Origin of the sequence: Pseudomonas sp. WS 5410, from assembly GCF_012985645.1 — a bacterium.
In the GTDB taxonomy this organism is placed as follows: Bacteria; Pseudomonadota; Gammaproteobacteria; order Pseudomonadales; family Pseudomonadaceae; genus Aquipseudomonas; species Aquipseudomonas shahriarae.
In genome coordinates, this window is record NZ_JAAQWS010000015.1 from 93,822 (window position 1) to 111,650 (window position 17,829).

19 protein-coding genes and 1 tRNA gene are annotated in these 17,829 nt (G+C 61.2%); 14 read left to right on the forward strand and 6 right to left on the reverse strand.

All coding sequences use genetic code 11. The features are described from left to right. Positions 1 to 3: 3 nt before the first annotated feature. From HBO24_RS20875 to HBO24_RS20915, 9 genes are read left to right on the forward strand one after another with little or no spacing between them, the layout of a single operon-like run. The gene (locus tag HBO24_RS20875) at positions 4 to 939 is read left to right on the forward strand and encodes a MerR family transcriptional regulator (protein ID WP_057437769.1); all 936 of its coding nucleotides are present in this window, start codon (positions 4 to 6) and stop codon (positions 937 to 939) included. Next, positions 939 to 2,384 (forward strand): deoxyribodipyrimidine photo-lyase, encoded by a 1,446-nt coding sequence (gene phrB, locus HBO24_RS20880; RefSeq protein ID WP_057958309.1) that lies wholly within the window; start codon positions 939 to 941, stop codon positions 2,382 to 2,384. Before HBO24_RS20875 ends, phrB begins: the two co-directional genes overlap by 1 nt. Next, the gene (locus tag HBO24_RS20885) at positions 2,377 to 2,799 is read left to right on the forward strand and encodes a nuclear transport factor 2 family protein (protein WP_057437765.1); all 423 of its coding nucleotides are present in this window, start codon (positions 2,377 to 2,379) and stop codon (positions 2,797 to 2,799) included. Before phrB ends, HBO24_RS20885 begins: the two co-directional genes overlap by 8 nt. Then, positions 2,796 to 3,578 carry an SDR family NAD(P)-dependent oxidoreductase gene (locus tag HBO24_RS20890; RefSeq protein WP_170044858.1) on the forward strand — a complete coding sequence of 261 codons (783 nt, stop codon included), beginning with the start codon at positions 2,796 to 2,798 and terminating at the stop codon, positions 3,576 to 3,578. Before HBO24_RS20885 ends, HBO24_RS20890 begins: the two co-directional genes overlap by 4 nt. After that, a complete protein-coding gene (locus tag HBO24_RS20895) occupies positions 3,575 to 4,822 on the forward strand; it encodes an FAD-dependent oxidoreductase (protein WP_170060215.1) in 1,248 nt (415 codons plus the stop codon). Before HBO24_RS20890 ends, HBO24_RS20895 begins: the two co-directional genes overlap by 4 nt. Further along, complete coding sequence (locus HBO24_RS20900) at positions 4,819 to 5,622, forward strand: DUF1365 domain-containing protein (RefSeq protein WP_170060216.1); 804 nt, start codon at positions 4,819 to 4,821, stop codon at positions 5,620 to 5,622. The genes HBO24_RS20895 and HBO24_RS20900 overlap by 4 nt, the downstream gene beginning before the upstream one ends. Continuing rightward, positions 5,609 to 6,880, forward strand: coding sequence for a cyclopropane-fatty-acyl-phospholipid synthase family protein (locus HBO24_RS20905; protein ID WP_057437758.1), 1,272 nt, complete (start codon positions 5,609 to 5,611; stop codon positions 6,878 to 6,880). Before HBO24_RS20900 ends, HBO24_RS20905 begins: the two co-directional genes overlap by 14 nt. After that, positions 6,873 to 7,352: a DUF2878 domain-containing protein gene (locus HBO24_RS20910; RefSeq protein WP_057958305.1), complete on the forward strand. Its 480-nt coding sequence runs from the start codon at positions 6,873 to 6,875 to the stop codon at positions 7,350 to 7,352. The genes HBO24_RS20905 and HBO24_RS20910 overlap by 8 nt, the downstream gene beginning before the upstream one ends. A 54-nt stretch (positions 7,353 to 7,406) precedes the next feature. Beyond that, entirely contained in the window at positions 7,407 to 7,712 is a 306-nt protein-coding gene (locus tag HBO24_RS20915) for a YkgJ family cysteine cluster protein (RefSeq protein WP_170060217.1), read from the forward strand. A 168-nt stretch (positions 7,713 to 7,880) separates the two neighbouring features. Here the strand turns inward: HBO24_RS20915 and HBO24_RS20920 are convergent, their stop codons facing one another. The 6 genes from HBO24_RS20920 to hemA form a co-directional block, all read right to left on the reverse strand. Further along, entirely contained in the window at positions 7,881 to 8,399 is a 519-nt protein-coding gene (locus HBO24_RS20920; protein WP_170060218.1) for an acyloxyacyl hydrolase, read from the reverse strand. A 113-nt stretch (positions 8,400 to 8,512) separates the two neighbouring features. Further along, positions 8,513 to 9,307 carry a glutamate racemase gene (gene murI, locus HBO24_RS20925; protein WP_170060219.1) on the reverse strand — a complete coding sequence of 265 codons (795 nt, stop codon included), beginning with the start codon at positions 9,305 to 9,307 and terminating at the stop codon, positions 8,513 to 8,515. Next, positions 9,300 to 10,055, reverse strand: coding sequence for a molybdopterin-synthase adenylyltransferase MoeB (locus tag HBO24_RS20930; protein ID WP_120731660.1), 756 nt, complete (start codon positions 10,053 to 10,055; stop codon positions 9,300 to 9,302). Before HBO24_RS20930 ends, murI begins: the two co-directional genes overlap by 8 nt. Further along, a complete protein-coding gene (prmC, locus tag HBO24_RS20935) occupies positions 10,049 to 10,879 on the reverse strand; it encodes a peptide chain release factor N(5)-glutamine methyltransferase (RefSeq protein WP_115127434.1) in 831 nt (276 codons plus the stop codon). Before prmC ends, HBO24_RS20930 begins: the two co-directional genes overlap by 7 nt. Beyond that, entirely contained in the window at positions 10,880 to 11,962 is a 1,083-nt protein-coding gene (gene prfA / locus HBO24_RS20940; protein WP_057437746.1) for a peptide chain release factor 1, read from the reverse strand. After that, a complete protein-coding gene (gene hemA, locus HBO24_RS20945; protein ID WP_170060220.1) occupies positions 11,959 to 13,248 on the reverse strand; it encodes a glutamyl-tRNA reductase in 1,290 nt (429 codons plus the stop codon). The genes prfA and hemA overlap by 4 nt, the downstream gene beginning before the upstream one ends. Before the next feature lie 182 nt (positions 13,249 to 13,430). Here hemA and HBO24_RS20950 point away from each other — a divergent pair, with 182 nt between their 5' ends. The 5 genes from HBO24_RS20950 (at position 13,431) to HBO24_RS20970 (ending at position 17,725) form a co-directional block, all read left to right on the forward strand. Next, on the forward strand, positions 13,431 to 15,155 hold the full coding sequence (locus tag HBO24_RS20950) for a tetratricopeptide repeat protein (protein WP_170060221.1): 1,725 nt from the start codon (positions 13,431 to 13,433) through the stop codon (positions 15,153 to 15,155). 4 nt (positions 15,156 to 15,159) lie between these two features. Further along, complete coding sequence (gene lolB, locus HBO24_RS20955) at positions 15,160 to 15,777, forward strand: lipoprotein insertase outer membrane protein LolB (protein ID WP_057437742.1); 618 nt, start codon at positions 15,160 to 15,162, stop codon at positions 15,775 to 15,777. Position 15,778: 1 nt separating this feature from the next. Continuing rightward, positions 15,779 to 16,627, forward strand: coding sequence for a 4-(cytidine 5'-diphospho)-2-C-methyl-D-erythritol kinase (gene ispE, locus HBO24_RS20960; RefSeq protein WP_115127432.1), 849 nt, complete (start codon positions 15,779 to 15,781; stop codon positions 16,625 to 16,627). Positions 16,628 to 16,663: 36 nt separating this feature from the next. Beyond that, a tRNA-Gln gene (locus HBO24_RS20965) sits at positions 16,664 to 16,738 on the forward strand. A gap of 45 nt (positions 16,739 to 16,783) precedes the next feature. After that, the gene (locus HBO24_RS20970) at positions 16,784 to 17,725 is read left to right on the forward strand and encodes a ribose-phosphate pyrophosphokinase (protein ID WP_003171603.1); all 942 of its coding nucleotides are present in this window, start codon (positions 16,784 to 16,786) and stop codon (positions 17,723 to 17,725) included. Positions 17,726 to 17,829 lie beyond the last annotated feature (104 nt).

Sequence of the window (17,829 nt, forward strand, 5' to 3'; positions counted from 1 at the left end):
CCCATGAATGTTTCCCCGCAACCCCCTGCCCAACCCGTCGAAGATGTGGCCCTGGCCCTGGAACAAGGCTGGCTGCCGATTCGCGAAGTGGCCCGCCAGACCGGGGTCAACGCGGTGACCCTGCGCGCCTGGGAACGGCGTTACGGCCTGATCGTGCCGCAGCGTACGCCCAAGGGCCATCGGCTGTTCAACGCCGACCATGTGCAGCGTATCCAGACTATCCTGACGTGGCTCAACCGAGGCGTACCGGTAAGCCAGGTCAAGCAGTTGATCGACAACGCCCAGCCGGTGGACGACAGCGTCGAAAACGAATGGCAGAACCTGCGCCAGACCTTGATCCAGGCCATCGGTCAACTGGCCGAGCGCCGGGTCGACGACGTGTTCAACCAGGCCATGGCCCTTTACCCGCCGCGTACCCTGTGCGAGCAACTGCTGTTGCCACTGCTCAAGGAGCTGGAGCAGCGCTGGCAAGGCCAGTTCGGCGCGCAGACGGAGCGGGTGTTTTTCCATTCCTGGCTGCGCAGCAAGTTCGGCGCACGGATGTATCACAACAACCGCCAGCTCAACGGCCCGCCATTGTTGCTGATCAACCATTCCGACCTGCCGCTCGAACCGCACCTGTGGCTGAGCGCCTGGCTGGCCAGCAGCGCCGATTGCCCGGTGGAAGTTTTCGACTGGCCGTTGCCTACCGGCGAACTGGCCCTGGCCGTCGAGCACCTGCAACCGCGCGCCGTGCTGCTGTACTCGAGCAAGGCCCTCCATTTAGCGACCTTGCCGAAACTGCTGAGCGGCACCCACTGCCCGATCCTGATCGCCGGACCAACGGTGTGCATCCACCAAGCCGAGTTATCCGTATTAACCCAGGACACCCCTCAATTGGTGCTGGCCGAAGACCCCTTGTCGGCCCATCAGCTCCTGATCCAGCGTGGGCTTCTCTAATGCATCTGATCTGGCTGCGCAGCGACCTGCGCCTGCATGACAACACCGCCCTCGCTGCCGCCTGCCAGCGCGGCCCGACAGCGGCGGTGTACCTGATTACCGCCGATCAGTGGCTGGCCCATGACGATGCGCCGTGCAAGGTGGACTTCTGGCTGCGCAACCTCAAGGCCCTGAGCCTGGCCCTGGGAGAGCTGAATATTCCCCTGCTGATCCGCCATGCCGACACTTGGGACCAGGTGCCACAGGTACTGGTGCAGGTGTGCCAGGCACTGTCAGTCGAGAGCGTGCACACCAACGAAGAATACGGGATCCACGAAAGCCGGCGCGATGCCGCCGTGGCCCAGGCTCTGGAAGCACACGGGGTAGGGTTTCACAGCTATCTGGACCAACTGCTGTTCCAGCCTGGCAGCGTATTGACCAAGACCGGCACTTACTTCCAGGTGTTCAGCCAGTTTCGCAAGGTCTGTTACAACCGCCTGCACAGTGCCCTGCCGCGCCGGGTGGCGACGCCCAAGGCGCAGGCCGCGCTGCCGTTCGCCAGTGATGCAGTTCCCGAGCAGGTCAAGGGATTTGCCCCGCCCAGCGACACCCTACGCGCCCTTTGGCCGGCCGGTGAAGATGAGGCGCAGCGACGCCTTGCCCAGTTTGCCGACGCACAAATCAGCTATTACAAGGATGAACGCGACTTCCCGGCCAAGCCCGGCACCAGCCAACTGTCTGCGTACCTCGCCGCCGGCGTGATTTCGCCACGCCAGTGCCTGCATGCGGCGCTGCAAAGTAACCAGGGTGAATTCGAAAGCGGCGACATCGGCGCAATCACCTGGATCAACGAGTTGCTGTGGCGCGAGTTCTACAAACATATCCTGGTGGGTTACCCACGGGTGTCGCGCCATCGTGCCTTTCGCCCGGAAACCGAAGCTGTGGCCTGGCGCCACGCTCCCGCTGATCTGGCCGCCTGGCAAGAGGCACGCACCGGCCTGCCGATCATTGATGCCGCGATGCGTCAGCTCTTGGAAACCGGCTGGATGCATAACCGCCTGCGCATGGTGGTAGCGATGTTTCTGACCAAGAACCTGCTGATCGACTGGCGCGAAGGCGAGCGCTTTTTTATGCGCCACTTGATCGACGGCGACCTGGCGGCCAATAACGGCGGCTGGCAATGGAGTTCGTCCACCGGCACCGACTCGGCACCATACTTCCGGATTTTCAGCCCGTTGAGCCAGTCCGAGAAATTCGATGGCGAAGGGCGTTTTATCAAGCAGTGGCTGCCACAACTGGCGGGATTGAACAAAAAGGAAGTGCACAACCCCGACGCTGTCGGCGGGCTGTTTGGCGTGGCCGACTACCCACGGCCCATCGTCGATCTGAAGTCTTCCCGCGAGCGGGCGCTGGCGGCCTTTCGTGCCCTGCCCTCACGCCAGGCGGCAGGGGGTGTGTATGAGTGACTTCCTGCGCCAGTTCGCCGAGTCCTTCGCCACCCTGGACAAACACAACCTGCACCGGCTCGACAGCCTGTACAGCCAGGACATAGCGTTTACCGATCCACTGCACCAGGTCCACGGTATCAGCGCGCTGAAGGCGTACTTTGCCGAGCTTTACAGCAACGTCGACCCATTGCATTTTGACTTCCACGGTTTCGACCACGTGGCCGAAGGCGAAGGTTACCTGCGCTGGACCATGAGCTTTTGCCACCCGCGGTTGGCGGGCGGCCAACAGATTCAGGTGCAAGGCTGCTCTCACCTGTTATGGCACGACAAGGTTTACCGGCACCGCGACTACTTTGATGCCGGAGCGCTGCTTTACGAACACCTGCCGGTACTCGGCCGGTTGATCCGTTGGTTGAAAGGGAGAATGGCATGAGCCTGACATCGCCACGCCGTTATTGGCTGACCGGGGCAAGCAGTGGTATCGGTGCGGCCCTGGCCGAAGAGTTGCTCGGCAGTGGGGCGCAGGTCGCGCTGAGTGCGCGCACCGAAGCGCCGCTGGAGCAACTTGCGCAACGTTACCCCGGGCAAGTGCTGGTGGTCCCCGGCGACTTGACCAACAGCCAGGTGGTACGGGAAATCGGCGAGCACATCATGCAAACCTGGGGCGCCCTGGACACCGTGATCCTGAATGCCGGCACCTGCGAATATGTGGATGCCAAGCAGTTCGATGCGTCGATTATCGAACACGTGGTGCGCACCAACCTGCTGGCCAGCAGTTACTGCATCGAAGCCGCATTGCCGCTGCTGCGCGCCGGGTCAACCCCGCACCTGGTGGGCGTCGCCAGTGCCGTCACCTACCTGCCGATGCCCCGCGCAGAAGCCTACGGCGCGTCCAAGGCAGGCCTGCGCTATTTGTTCGAATCGCTGCGCATCGACCTGTCTCCCGAAGGCATTGATGTCACGGTGGTCAGCCCCGGCTTCGTCGATACGCCGTTGACCGAACGCAATGATTTCCCGATGCCCTTGAGCTGGCCGGCCGACAAGGCAGCGCGGCATATTTTCGGCAAACTGGAAAAACGCCCACTGGAGATCGCCTTCCCGGCACTGTTTATTGCCACCCTCTGGCCTTTGTCGAAACTGCCGAACCGCGCGCAACTGATCATCGGCAAGCGCATGCTGCGCAGCCCACCGCCACAAAAGGACGACCTGTGAAGATCGCCATTATCGGCAGTGGGATTTCCGGGCTGACCAGCGCCTACCTGCTCAGTCGCCGCCACGACATCACCCTGTTCGAAGCCGCCGACCGGATTGGTGGCCATACCCATACGGTAGACGTGACCGTCGATGGCAGACATTACGCGGTGGACACCGGCTTTATCGTGTTCAACGACTGGACCTACCCCAACTTCATCCGTTTGCTGAGGCAGATCGGCGTGCCGTTCAAACCGACCGAAATGAGCTTCTCGGTCTGTGCCCCAGAGGAAAACCTCGAGTACAACGGCAATAACCTCAACAGCCTGTTCGCCCAGCGCAGCAATATCCTGTCCCCCGGCTTCTGGGGGATGTTGCGCGATATCCTGCGCTTCAATCGCCAGGCGCCGCTGGATTTGCAGGAGCAACGCATCAGCGCACAGACGACCCTGGGCGAATACCTGCAGGCGGGCAACTACGGCCCGCGCTTTATCCGGCACTACATCGTGCCCATGGGCGCGGCGATCTGGTCGATGCCCCTGGCGGACATGCTAGGGTTTCCGCTGCAGTTCTTCGTGCGCTTCTTCAAGAACCACGGCCTGCTGTCGGTGAACAATCGGCCGCAGTGGTGTGTGATCGAGGGCGGCTCCAGCCGTTATATCGAGCCCCTGACCGATTCGTTTCGCCAACAGATCCGCCTCAACTGCCCGGTGCAAAAAGTCGAGCGCACACCGGAAGGTGTGGTCATCCACAGTGCCGATGGCCGTGAAATTTTTGACAAGGTCGTCTTCGCCTGCCACAGCGACCAAGCCCTGGCCCTGCTGAACGACCCGAGCCAGGCTGAGCAGCAGATTCTTGGGGCAATAACCTACGCCGACAACGACGTGGCCCTGCACACCGACACCCGCTTGCTGCCCGATCGCCCACTGGCCTGGGCCAGCTGGAACTATCGACTGGACGCCAGTACGCACAAGCCAGCGGCCGTCACCTACGCCATGAACATCTTGCAAGGCATCGACAGCCCCACCACCTTTTGCGTGAGCCTCAATCAGACAGCAATTATCAACCCGCTGAAAATCCTTGCCCGCTACACCTATGCCCATCCCCAATACAGCCTGGCGGCGGTGGCGGCGCAAGCGCGCTGGGAAGAACTGCATGGCGCCCAGCACACCTATTATTGTGGGGCCTACTGGGCCAACGGTTTTCATGAAGACGGCGTGGTCAGTGCCCTGCGCGTGGCCCAGGCCTTCGGGGAAACCCTGTGAACAGCGCCCTCTACAGTGGCTGGATCGCCCATCGGCGATTTACCGCCAAGGGGCATGCGTTTCGCTATCGCATCGGCCTGCTGTACCTGGACCTCAGCGAACAGGAGCAGGTGCTGGGGCTATCGCCGTTCGCCGGCCGTGGCCGCTTCGCGCCATTTTCATTGCGCCAGCAGGACTACCTGCCTGAATTGACCCGCGACGGCACCTGTTTGACTGATGCCGTGCGCCACGTGGTCAGCACGGCCTTGGGGCATACCCCACAGGGCACTGTCTGCCTGCTGACCCAGGTCCGCAGTTGGGGCCTGGCGTTCAACCCGGTGAGTTTCTTTTACTGCTTCGAGGCTGATGGGCAACTGGCGGCGATTGTCTGTGAAGTGACCAACACCCCGTGGCGCGAACGCTATCACTACGTGCTGCCGGCCCGCGCCCTGGCGGGCGGCGAGCACCAGCATTTCGCGGTGACCAAGGCGTTTCATGTGTCGCCGTTTTTGCCCCGAGACCTGGAATACCGCATGAGCTTCAGCCCACCCGGCCAGCGCCTGGGGGTGCATATGGCCGACTGGCAGGGCGAGACCAAGGTGTTCGACGCCACCTTGAGCCTGCAACGCGAAGCCCTGGACCGCGCCAGCCTGCATCGCTACTTGTGGCGCTTCCCGTGGATGACCGCCAAGACCGGCCTGGCAATTTACTGGCAAGCCCTGCGCTTGCTGCTTAAACGCACACCGATTTTCCCCCATCAGGCCGCCGATGGCGCCTGTGCAACTGGGTATCCCAAGGATCGCCGCCATGAAATCCCCTAGCTTATCGGTCAAATCCAATCGCCTGAACGTCAATGGCCTGACCGGCGCGTTGTTGCGCAAGGCCGTGCTGCGTCAACTCGGCAACCTGCGTCACGGCCAACTGGTGGTGGTCGAGGACGGTGAGCGCCAGGTGTTCGGCGCACGGGAGGCGCACTTGCTGGGGGAAATCCAGATCCTCGACCCGGCGGTGTGGGGCCTGGTAGCCGCCAACGGTTCCATCGGCGCCGGCGAGGCGTTTATTCATGGTTACTGGAGCAGCCCGGACCTGACCGCGGTGGTGCGCGTGATGGTCAGCAACCTCGAGGTACTGGATGCCCTGGAAGGCGGCCTGGCCAAGTTGGCCCGCCCATTCACCCAGGGCCTGCACTGGCTCAACCGCAATACCCGCAAGGGCTCGCAAAAGAACATCGCCGCTCACTACGACCTGGGCAACGACCTGTTCCAGGAGTTTCTCGACCCGACCATGATGTATTCGGCGGCGCAGTTCCTCACCGCCGACGACACCCTGGAACAGGCGCAGCTCAACAAGCTCGAACGCATCTGCCAGAAACTCGCGCTCAAGCCTTCGGACCACCTGCTGGAAATCGGCACCGGCTGGGGCAGCATGGCCCTGTACGCGGCGCAGCAGTATGGCTGCCGGGTCACCACGACCACCTTGTCCAAAGAGCAGTTTGCCTACACCGAACAGCGCATCCAGGCCCTGGGTTTGCAGAATCAGGTGACATTGCTGTTGCAGGACTACCGCGACTTGAGCGGGCAGTACGACAAACTGGTGTCCATTGAAATGATCGAGGCCGTGGGCCATCGTTTCCTGCCCACCTACTTCAAGCAATGCGCACACTTGCTCAAGAGCGACGGGCTGATGCTGTTGCAGGCCATCACCATCCGCGAACAACGCTATGAACAGGCCAAGAGCAGCGTCGACTTTATCCAGCGCTACATTTTCCCCGGTGGCGCCCTGCCCTGTGTACAGAAGATGTTGCAGATCGTCAGTCGCGACACCGATATGAACCTGCTGCACATGGAAGACTTCGGCCTGCATTACGCGCGAACCCTGCGCTTGTGGCATGAGAATTTTCGCCGTGCCCATGGCCGCCTCACGGAACTGGGCTACGACGAATACTTTCTGCGGCTGTGGGAGTTCTACCTGTGCTACTGCGAAGGTGGTTTTATGGAACGCACCATCGGCACCGCGCAATTGCTGCTGGCCAAACCTGGCGCGGTGACACAACCACTGCTCGGGCGCTTCAATGCTTAAAAACCTGGCCAATGCCGCGCTGTTCCAGTGCGGCTGGTTTGCCTGTGTGATGGGTGGCGACAGCCTGTGGTTATTGCTCGGGCTGGGCGTGCTGGCGATCCACCTGCTGTGGATAACTTCGTGGGCCGTTGAAGGGCGGTTGATCTTGAGCGTGACCGTGCTGGGTACCCTGCTCGACACACTGTTGCGCACGGCCGGTGTATTTGAATTCAGTGATCCAGGCCCGTTGATTCCTCTGTGGTTGATCTTGCTGTGGGCGCTGCTGGCGACTACCTTGCGCCACTGCCTGGCCTGGAGCGCCCGGCCCTGGTGGCGGGCAAGCCTGCTGGGAGCAGTGGGCGGGCCGCTGTCGTACTACGCCGGTAGCCAGTTGGCAGGCGTGAGCTTCGGGTTTGCCACGGCCCCGACCCTGGCGGCCATCGCACTGCTGTGGGCTGTGGTATTTCCTGGCCTGCACCGGCTCGCGCGCTGACGTCCGTCAGAGCTTTCACACGCGCCCGACCGGCTTGCCTTACACTGCGCGCCTATGACCACCATTCCCCACATTCAAATCGCCGAACCCGCCGTGAAGTGCTCCACGTGTGCAGCTTGCTGCTGCCAACTGGAAGTCATGTTGATCACCGACACTGGCGTGCCTGATCGCTATATCGACACGGACGATTGGGGCGGCGAAGTCATGCTGCGCCTGGACGACGGCTGGTGCGCGGCGCTGGATCGCGACACGATGATGTGCACTATCTATGAGAAGCGACCGCTGATTTGCCGGGAGTTCGAGATGGGCGCGCCGGAGTGCCTTGAAGAGCGCCAGGGGATTGCGACGGTCTACCGCTGACCGTGAAAACTGCCGAGCTCAAATGGGGGAGCGGGCTTATGTGGGAGCTGGCTTGCCTGCGATAGCATCACTTCGGTTTGTCTGAAGCACCGAGCCATCTGCATCGCGGGCAAGCCCGACTCCCACACAAGCCCGGCTTCCACATGGGTTCTGCTGTGCCGGGGAATATCAGAGCGGCAGGGTGTAGTTCAACGAATAGCTCTCGATACCATCGTTGTGACTACTGATGCCTGCGTTGGAATAGTGCGTGGCACGGATCCCCACCTGATGCCCGCCGGCAAAACGCAAGCCGAAGCCCAGGCGGTCTTCGAACTGGAAGGCCCCGCCGATGTTGTTGTCCTCGACCCGGGTGCGTGAGAACAGCGCCACGCCGATCCCCGCTTCGATATAGGGTTTCACCGACTCGCCGGCGAATTCGTACACAAACACCGGCGAAAACGACAGGCTGCTGACACTCGCACGTTCATCACCGTCCCAGAAGGTATAAGCGCCGCTCCAGTAGCCGGTCAGGCGCCCCACATCGCTCTGCCACCAGCTCTTGTCCCAGTCCGATTGCAGGCCCAGACGATAAGTCATGGTCGAATCGCTGGTATGCCCTACCGCAAACTCCAGGCCGGCGGCCTGGGCCGAAACCGAGTGTCCCAACACAGCGGCTGCAATCGCAGCCAAACAGAACAAGCGCTTCATAAGAAACATCCTTTCCAAACGAAGTTGTATGGTTGTGTACCGCTAATCAAGAGCTATAGAAATCACGGACTACGCAGAAGTTCAGCTAAAAAACCCGCTATTTCACGAATTTTTCACAGACCGAAGCTTCGCACAACGCCGCTGAACTTCCACAGTGTGGGTAGGATATTTCTTAGATGCTGCGGATCACCGCTGGTCCAGAACTGCGCAGCCCGAGGATTGCCCTCGGCCAGCAGTTGGCGCTCGCCCAGCAGACGCTGCAACTGACGCGCCACGGCCGCCCCGGTGTCGATCAGGATGACCGTCGGTGGCAGCATCGTCGCCAGCAATGGCTTGAGGAAAGGATAATGAGTGCAACCGAGGATGATGGTGTCGCACCCGGCCTCGACCAGCGGCATGACGTACCCCTGCAACAACTGGCGCAGCGCCGGGCTGCCCAGGTCGCCGGCCTCGATCAACTCCACCAGCCCCGGACAGGGTTGGGTGACCACCCGCACATCGCTGGCAAAGCGGTCCAGTAACGCGGCGAACTTGGCGCTTTGCAGGGTGCCCGTGGTGGCGAGCACCCCGATCACCCCGCTGCGGGTCGCGGCGGCGGCTGGTTTGACTGCCGGCTCCATGCCCACCAGGGGCCAATCCGGATAATCAATACGCAAGTCCGCAACCGCGGCTACGGTTGCCGTGTTGCAGGCGATCACAAAAGCCTTGGCGCCCTGCTCGCGGAAAAACTCCGCGACCACCCGCGAACGTTCGCGAATGAACGCCGGAGTTTTCTCGCCGTAGGGGATATGCCCGCAATCCGCCACGTACAGCAGCGACTCATGGGGCAATAAACGATGAATTTCGTCCAGCACCGACAGGCCGCCAACGCCGGAGTCGAACACACCAATCGGTGCATCCTTAACCATGCTGGCTGCCGCAGACGCTGCAACCGGGATCGCGCTTGACCCGCAGTTCGCGAAAACGTGTGCCCAGGGCGTCGATCAACAGCAGGCGCCCAACCAGCGGTGTGCCAAAGCCGGCCAGCAGCTTCAGGGCTTCCAGGGCTTGCAGGCTGCCGACCAACCCCACCAGCGGGCCGACGACGCCGGCTTCGCTGCAGGTCAGCTCGGTATCGCTGCCGTGCCCATATAAGCAGTGGTAGCACGGGCTTTCCGGACGCCGCGGGTCGAACACCGAAAGCTGGCCTTCGAGGCGAATCGCCGCGCCGCTGACCAGGGGCTTGCCAGCTGCCACGCACGCCGCGTTCACCGCTTCGCGGGTGGCGAAGTTGTCACAGCAGTCGAGCACCAGGTCCACATTGGACACAGCGGCGGCCAACGAATCAGCGTCCAGCGCCGTGCGGTGGGCAATCAGTCGGATCTCGGGGTTGATCGCGCTCAAGCGGCCGATGGCGGAATCGACCTTGCTCAGGCCGATGCTGTCGGTGTCGTGGATGATCTGGCGTTGCAGGTTGGTCAGGTCGACGGTGTCAAAGTCCGCCAGATGCAGCTCACCGACGCCAGCCGCTGCCAGGTACAAGGCCACCGGAGCGCCCAGGCCGCCAAGGCCGACAATCAGCACGCGGCTGTTTTTCAGGCGTAACTGGCCGTCGATATCGACCTGTTGCAACAGGATCTGCCGGCTGTAGCGCAACAGCTCCTGATCGGTCAGCACGGCCGGCGCCCCAGGCTGATGCGCTCATGGCCGCCGAGGTCGATACGGCTGTGGACCTCTTCGAAACCTTGCGCCAGCAGCAGGTCGCGCACGGCCGGAGCCTGGTCGTAACCATGCTCGAGCAACAACCAGCCACCGGCCTCCAGGTGCTGCGGCGCCTGGGCGATGATCAGGCGCAGGTCGTCCAGGCCGTCGTGGCCGGCCACCAATGCGCTGGCCGGCTCGAAACGCACATCGCCCGCCGCCAGGTGCGGATCGCTGTCGGCAATATAGGGCGGGTTGCTGATGATCAGGTGATAGGTGTGATCTTTGAGGGCGCTGAACCAATGACTATTGAGCACCGTGACGTTATCCAGGTGCAGGCGCTGGCGATTGCGCTCGGCCAGGGCCACAGCTTCCAGCACGCGATCCACCGCCGTCACGCGCCAGGCCGGGCGCTCGCTGGCCAGGGCCAAGGCGATGGCGCCGCTGCCAGTGCCCAGGTCGAGGACATTGGCCGGGGTCGCGGGCAACAACTCCAGGGCCGCTTCCACCAGCAGTTCGGTGTCCGGGCGCGGGATCAGGGTGTGCGGCGCGACTTCCAGGTCAAGCTTCCAGAAACCTTGCTGGCCGAGGATATAGGCCACCGGCTCGCCGCTGCGGCGACGTTGCAGGTAGTCGGCAAAGCGCAGCGCGTCTTCGCTGCTGACGATTTTTTCCGGCCAGGTGTGCAGGTAGCTGCGGGACTTGCCCAAGGCAGCGGCCAGCAACAACTCCACATCCAGGCGCGCGGTAGGCGAGTCCGGCAGGTCGGCGGCGCGCAGCAAGCTGGCAATAATGGTCATTTATTCACCTATCGCGGCCAGTTGGTCCGCCTGGTATTCGGCGAGCAACGGCTCGATCACTGCGTCCACGCCACCGGCAAGGATCTCGTCCAGGGAATACAGGGTCAGGTTGACCCGATGGTCGGTAACCCGGCCCTGGGCGTAGTTATAGGTGCGAATGCGTTCGGAGCGGTCACCCGAGCCCACCAGCAACTTGCGCTCACTGGCAATGGCGTTGGCGGCGGCGCTGGTCTGCTGGTCGTTGAGCTTGGCCGACAACCAGGACATGGCCCGCGCACGGTTCTTGTGCTGGGAGCGTTCTTCCTGGCACTCCACCACAATGCCGGAAGGCAAGTGGGTGATGCGGATCGCCGAGTCGGTCTTGTTGACGTGCTGGCCACCGGCGCCCGACGAGCGGTAAGTGTCGACCCGCAAGTCTGCCGGGTTGATTTCAATGGCTTCCTGCTCGTCCGGCTCGGGCAATACCGCCACGGTGCAGGCCGAGGTATGGATACGGCCCTGGGATTCGGTGGCGGGCACACGCTGTACGCGGTGCACGCCGGACTCGAATTTCAGCTTGCCGTAGACGTTCTCGCCTTCGACCCGGGCAATGATTTCCTTGTAGCCGCCGTGCTCCCCTTCGTTCTCCGAGAGGATTTCCACGCGCCAGCCGCGCCGCTCGGCATAGCGCGAATACATGCGGAACAGGTCGCCGGAGAAGATCGCCGCCTCGTCACCGCCAGTACCGGCGCGGATTTCCAGGAATACGTTACGCCCGTCGTTGGGGTCTTTGGGCAGCAGCATGCGTTGCAGGTCGCCCTCCAACTCGATGAGCTTATCTTTGGCTTCGCGGACTTCTTCCACGGCCATTTCACGCATGTCCGGGTCGCTGTCCTTGAGCAGTGCCTGGGCACCTTCGAGGTCGGCCTGCACTTTGAGCAGTTGCGAATAGGTAGTGACAATCGGCTCAACTTCGGCGTATTCCTTGGAATAGGCACGGAACTTGGTCTGATCGGAAATAACCTCGCCATCGCCGAGCAAGGCGGTCAGTTCTTCGAAACGGTCCTGGAGCACGTCCAGTTTATTGAGCAGTGACGCTTTCATTGCGGTTTTTTATCCGAAGAGCTGTCTGACGCGCCCTCTCCGAGGGCAAAGAGTTCCTGGGCCATGGCCAGCGCATCGAGGCGGCCTTCGGCTGTCAGTTTTTTAAGCTGTACGCTGGGAGCATGCAACAGCTTGTTGGTAAGGCCACGGGCCAATTGCATCAAAATGTCTTCAGCGTTGCCGCCATTGGCCAGCAGGCGCTGGGCCTTGATCAATTCTTCGTCACGCAAGCGCTCGCCCTGTTGGCGATAGGCCTTGAGCACATCCACGGCGGCCAGCTCGCGCAGGCGCACCATAAAATCCTCGGCGCCGATCGCGACCATTTCCTCGGCAGCCTGGGCAGCGCCCTGGCGGCTCTTGAGGTTTTCGGCGACCACTTCGTGCAGATCGTCGACGCTATAGAGGTAAACGTCGTCCAACTCGCCGACTTCCGGCTCGATATCCCGGGGAACGGCGATATCCACCATGAAAATCGGTTTGTGCTTGCGCAGTTTCAGGGCGCTTTCCACCGCGCCCTTGCCAAGGATCGGCAACTGGCTGGCGGTGGAGCTGATGACGATATCGCTGCGCACCAGTTCGGCCGGAATATCGGCGAGCAACACGGCGTGGGCGCCGAACTCTTCGGCCAGGATGCTGGCGCGCTCCAGGGTCCGGTTGGCCACCACTATGCGCTTCACGCCCAGGTCATGCAGGTGCCGGGCGACCAGGGTGATGGTCTCGCCCGCGCCGATCAGCAGGGCCTGGCTGCGTTGCAGGTCGCTGAAAATCTGCTTGGCCAGGCTGACGGCGGCAAACGCCACAGAGACCGGGTTTTCACCGATGGCCGTATCAGTGCGCACCTGTTTAGCCGAGTTGAAAGTGGCCTGGAACAAACGCCCCAACAACGGCCCCACGGTCCCGGCTTCGCGGGCTACGGCGTAGGCCGATTTCATCTGGCCGAGGATCTGCGGTTCGCCCAACACCAGCGAATCGAGCCCGGACGCCACACGCATCATGTGACGAACTGCCGCATCATCTTCATGCACATAAGCGCTGGCGCGCAGGTCATCCAGGTTCAAATGGTGGTAATCAGCCAGCCAGCGCAGCACCCCATCCGACGAAAGATGTTCCTGCTCTATATAGAGCTCGCTGCGGTTGCAGGTGGAAAGGATCGCAGCTTCGCGGCTGTCGGTGAGCCGGCACAGCTGCTGCAAAGCCTCAACCAACTGCTCCGGGGTAAACGCCACGCGCTCGCGGACGTCTACAGAAGCAGTCTTGTGGTTGATACCCAGAGCAAGGAAGGCCATTCAATATCGCTGATGATGTCGAGAAGCCGACAATTGTCCTACTTCGACTGATTCAGAACAACCACCGTCGTCTATTGTCCTAATGCCCTATGCCTATAAAGGCGCCAATTGAGACTCGGTTATGTTTGGCCGAGGGCTTGTGTCATGATGATCCGACCGCAGGTTAGTCGTCCTCTTCCTATATGAATAGATCTTCCGCGTTGCTCCTTGCCCTTGCCTTCCTAGGCGGCTGCCAGTCCATGGCCCCCGTATCGCCGCAGAGTCCTGCGCCGGTGGAAGACAACACCCCCGCCCCTGAAAAGCCCAAGGTTTATTCCTCGTTCAGCGAAGAAACGGTGTTCAGCCTGCTGAGCGCGGAGCTGGCCGGCCAGCGCAATCGTTTCGACATTGCCCTGGATAACTACGTGACCCAGGCCATCAACACCCAGGACCCGGGAATTTCCGAGCGCGCGTTTCGCATCGCCGAATACCTGGGCGCCGACCAGGCCGCCCTGGACACCGCACTGATCTGGGCGAAAAACGCCCCGGACGACCTCGAAGCCCAACGCGCTGCGGCAATCCAGCTGGCACGTGCCGGACGCTACGACGACTCCATGGTTTATATGGAGAAAGTCTTGCAGGGCAAGGGCGATACCCATTTCGACTTCCTCGCCCTGTCTGCTGCCGACACCGACCAGGACACCCGCGATGGCCTGATGAAGAGTTTCGACCGCCTGCTGCAAAAGCACCCGAGCAATGGCCAACTGGTATTTGGCAAGGCGCTGCTGCTGCAACAGGATGACGAACCGCAAGCGGCCCTCAAGCTGCTGGAGCAAAACCCGCCGGAAGAAGGTGAGATCGCCCCGCTGCTGCTGCGCGCGCGCCTGCTGCAAAGCCTCAACCGCGGTAAGGAAGCCTTGCCGCTGCTGCAAAAAAGCATCAAGAAGTATCCGGACGACAAGCGTCTGCGCCTGACTTATGCGCGCATGCTGGTAGAACAGGACCGCATGGAAGACGCCAAGGTGGAGTTCGCCAGCCTGGTCCAGCAATACCCGGACGATGACGAATTGCGTTATTCCCTGGCGCTGGTCTGCCTGGAAGCCAAGGCCTGGGAAGAGGCCAAGGGCTACCTGGAAGACCTGATCGCGCGGGAAAGCCATGTCGATTCGGCCCACCTGAACCTGGGGCGCATCGCCGAAGAACGGGATGACCCGCAAGGCGCGCTGATCGAGTACGCCCAGGTCGGCCCCGGCAATGACTATCTGCCGGCACAACTGCGCCAGGCCGATATCCTGATGAATAACGGCCGCACCGACGAAGCCGAAAAACGCCTGGCCGCCGCCCGCGATGCCGAGCCGGACTACGCCATCCAGCTGTATCTGATCCAGGCCGAAACCTTGTCGGCCAACAATCAGGGGGAGCGCGCGTGGAAAATCCTCGCCCAGGCCCTGCTGCAATACCCCGACGACCTGAACCTGCTGTACACCCGCGCCATGCTGGCCGAAAAACGCAACGACCTGGCGCAGATGGAAAAAGACCTGCGCCTGATCATCAAGCGCGACCCGGACAATGCCATGGCACTGAACGCCCTGGGTTACACCTTGTCAGACCGTACGACGCGCTATGCCGAGGCCAAGGCTCTGATCGAACAGGCGCACCAGCTCAACCCGGAAGACCCGGCAGTGCTCGACAGCCTGGGCTGGGTGAATTACCGCCTGGGCAACATCGATGAAGCCGAACGCCTGCTGCGCCAGGCCCTGGAGCGATTCCCCGACCAGGAAGTCGCCGCGCACCTGGGCGAAGTGCTCTGGGCCCAGGGCAAACAACGCGAAGCCCGACAAATCTGGGGCAAGTTCCTCAAGGAACAACCCGACAGCCCTATCCTGCGCAGCACCATCAAGCGCCTGACCGGATCCGAGACTCTTTAATTCTATGTTTTTGCGCCACGCCATCGTTTTCAGTTTTATCGCCCTGCTCGCCGGTTGTGCGGGCTTCGGTGCCCGTGAGTCCGTCGAAGGCCAGGGCAACCCGGCACAGTGGCGACAGCATAAGGATCAGCTCAGCAGCATTGATGGCTGGCAGATCGAAGGCAAGATCGGGGTTCGCGCACCGAAGGATTCGGGCAGCGGCACCTTGTTCTGGCTGCAACGCCAGGACTATTACGACATCCGCCTTTCTGGCCCCCTGGGTCGCGGTGCTGCGCGCCTGACCGGTCGACCGGGGCAAGTGAGCCTGGAAGTGGCCAACCAGGGCCGCTACGAAGCGCCATCGCCGGAAGCCTTGCTTGAAGAGCAGGTCGGCTGGAAGCTGCCGGTCTCCCATTTGGTCTGGTGGGTTCGCGGCCTGCCCGCGCCCGAGAGCAAGAGCCGTCTGAGCCTCAATGGCGACAGCCGCCTGGCCACCCTGGAGCAGGATGGCTGGCGGGTCGAATACCTCAGCTATGTGGAACAAAGCGGCTACTGGCTGCCCGAACGCATCAAGCTGCACGGCTCCAACCTTGACGTCACGCTGGTGATCAAGGACTGGCAACCACGCAAGCTGGGGCAGTGACATGAGCGAACGCCTGACCCTGCCCTCCCCGGCCAAGCTCAATCTGATGCTGCACATCCTCGGACGTCGTGAAGACGGTTACCACGAGCTGCAGACGCTGTTTCAATTTCTCGATTATGGCGATGAGATGACCTTCGCCGTGCGCGACGATGGCGTGATTCAGCTGCACACCGAATTTGCCGACGTGCCCCATGACAGCAATCTGATCGTGAAGGCCGCAAAAAAACTTCAGGAACAATCCGGTTGCCCGCTGGGCATTGATATCTGGATCGACAAAATCCTGCCTATGGGTGGCGGTATCGGTGGTGGCAGCTCGAATGCCGCGACCACCCTGCTCGGCCTCAATCACTTGTGGCAGCTTGGCTGGGATGAAGATCGCCTGGCCGCACTGGGCCTGACCTTGGGCGCCGACGTCCCGGTTTTTGTGCGTGGACACGCCGCATTTGCTGAGGGTGTAGGGGAAAAACTCACCCCTGTAGACCCCGAAGAGCCGTGGTATGTCGTGCTTGTTCCGCAAGTATCTGTAAGTACAGCAGAAATTTTTTCAGATCCGTTGTTGACACGTAACTCTTCTCCCATTAAAGTGCGCCCCGTTCCCAAGGGAAACAGTCGAAATGACTGCTTACCGGTGGTAGCAAGGCGTTATCCAGATGTACGTAACGCATTGAATTTGTTAGGTAAATTTACCGAAGCAAAACTCACCGGAACTGGAAGTTGTGTGTTTGGGGGCTTCCCAAGCAAAGCTGAAGCTGATAAAGTCTCGGCCCTTCTTACAGAGACCCTTACAGGGTTTGTAGCAAAGGGAAGCAACGTTTCGATGTTGCATCGCAAGCTGCAAAGTCTGCTCTAAAGGAACCGAGTACTGGGTACTCGTTGCAACAGATACAGGGGCGTCGCCAAGCGGTAAGGCAGCAGGTTTTGATCCTGCCATGCGTTGGTTCGAATCCAGCCGCCCCTGCCATTTTCTATACTCATCCAGGTTACCCTCAGCCTCTAGGTACTGCGCGTGTCCAAGATGATGGTCTTTACGGGGAACGCTAACCCCGATCTGGCTCGACGTGTCGTACGTCAGCTGCATATCCCTCTCGGTGACATCTCTGTCGGTAAGTTTTCCGACGGCGAAATTACAGCCGAGATCAATGAAAATGTCCGCGGTAAAGATGTTTTCATTATTCAGCCGACTTGCGCTCCGACCAACGATAACCTGATGGAACTCGTCGTGATGGCTGATGCCTTCCGCCGCTCCTCAGCGACTCGAATCACAGCTGTAATCCCTTACTTTGGTTATGCCCGTCAGGATCGCCGTCCGCGTTCCGCACGTGTGGCTATCAGCGCGAAAGTCGTCGCTGACATGCTGACCGTGGTAGGTATCGACCGTGTTCTCACGGTTGACCTGCACGCTGACCAAATCCAGGGGTTCTTCGATATTCCGGTAGATAACATCTACGGCTCCCCCGTTCTGGTGGATGACATCGAAGACCAGCGCTTTGAAAACCTGATGATCGTGTCCCCGGACATTGGTGGCGTCGTGCGTGCACGGGCTGTTGCCAAATCCCTGGGCGTGGACCTCGGGATCATCGACAAACGCCGCGAGAAAGCCAATCACTCTGAAGTGATGCATATCATCGGTGATGTCGAAGGGCGTACCTGTATTCTGGTCGATGACATGGTTGATACCGCCGGCACCTTGTGCCACGCGGCAAAAGCCTTGAAAGAGCACGGTGCGGCTAAAGTCTTCGCCTACTGCACACACCCTGTGCTGTCGGGCCGAGCGATCGAGAACATCGAGAACTCTGTGCTGGACGAACTGGTGGTGACTAACACCATCCCGTTGTCCGCTGCTGCTCAAGCCTGTGCACGTATCCGTCAACTGGATATCGCACCGGTTGTTGCTGAGGCGGTTCGCCGTATCAGCAATGAAGAATCGATCAGCGCGATGTTCCGCTAAGGGTCAAACCCTGGCGGCATCAACCTGACGAAAAGCGCCCCGCCCCAGCACAATGCTGGGGCGGGGCTTTTTTGCCCATATCGCCTTTAGCGCTGGTCGCAAAC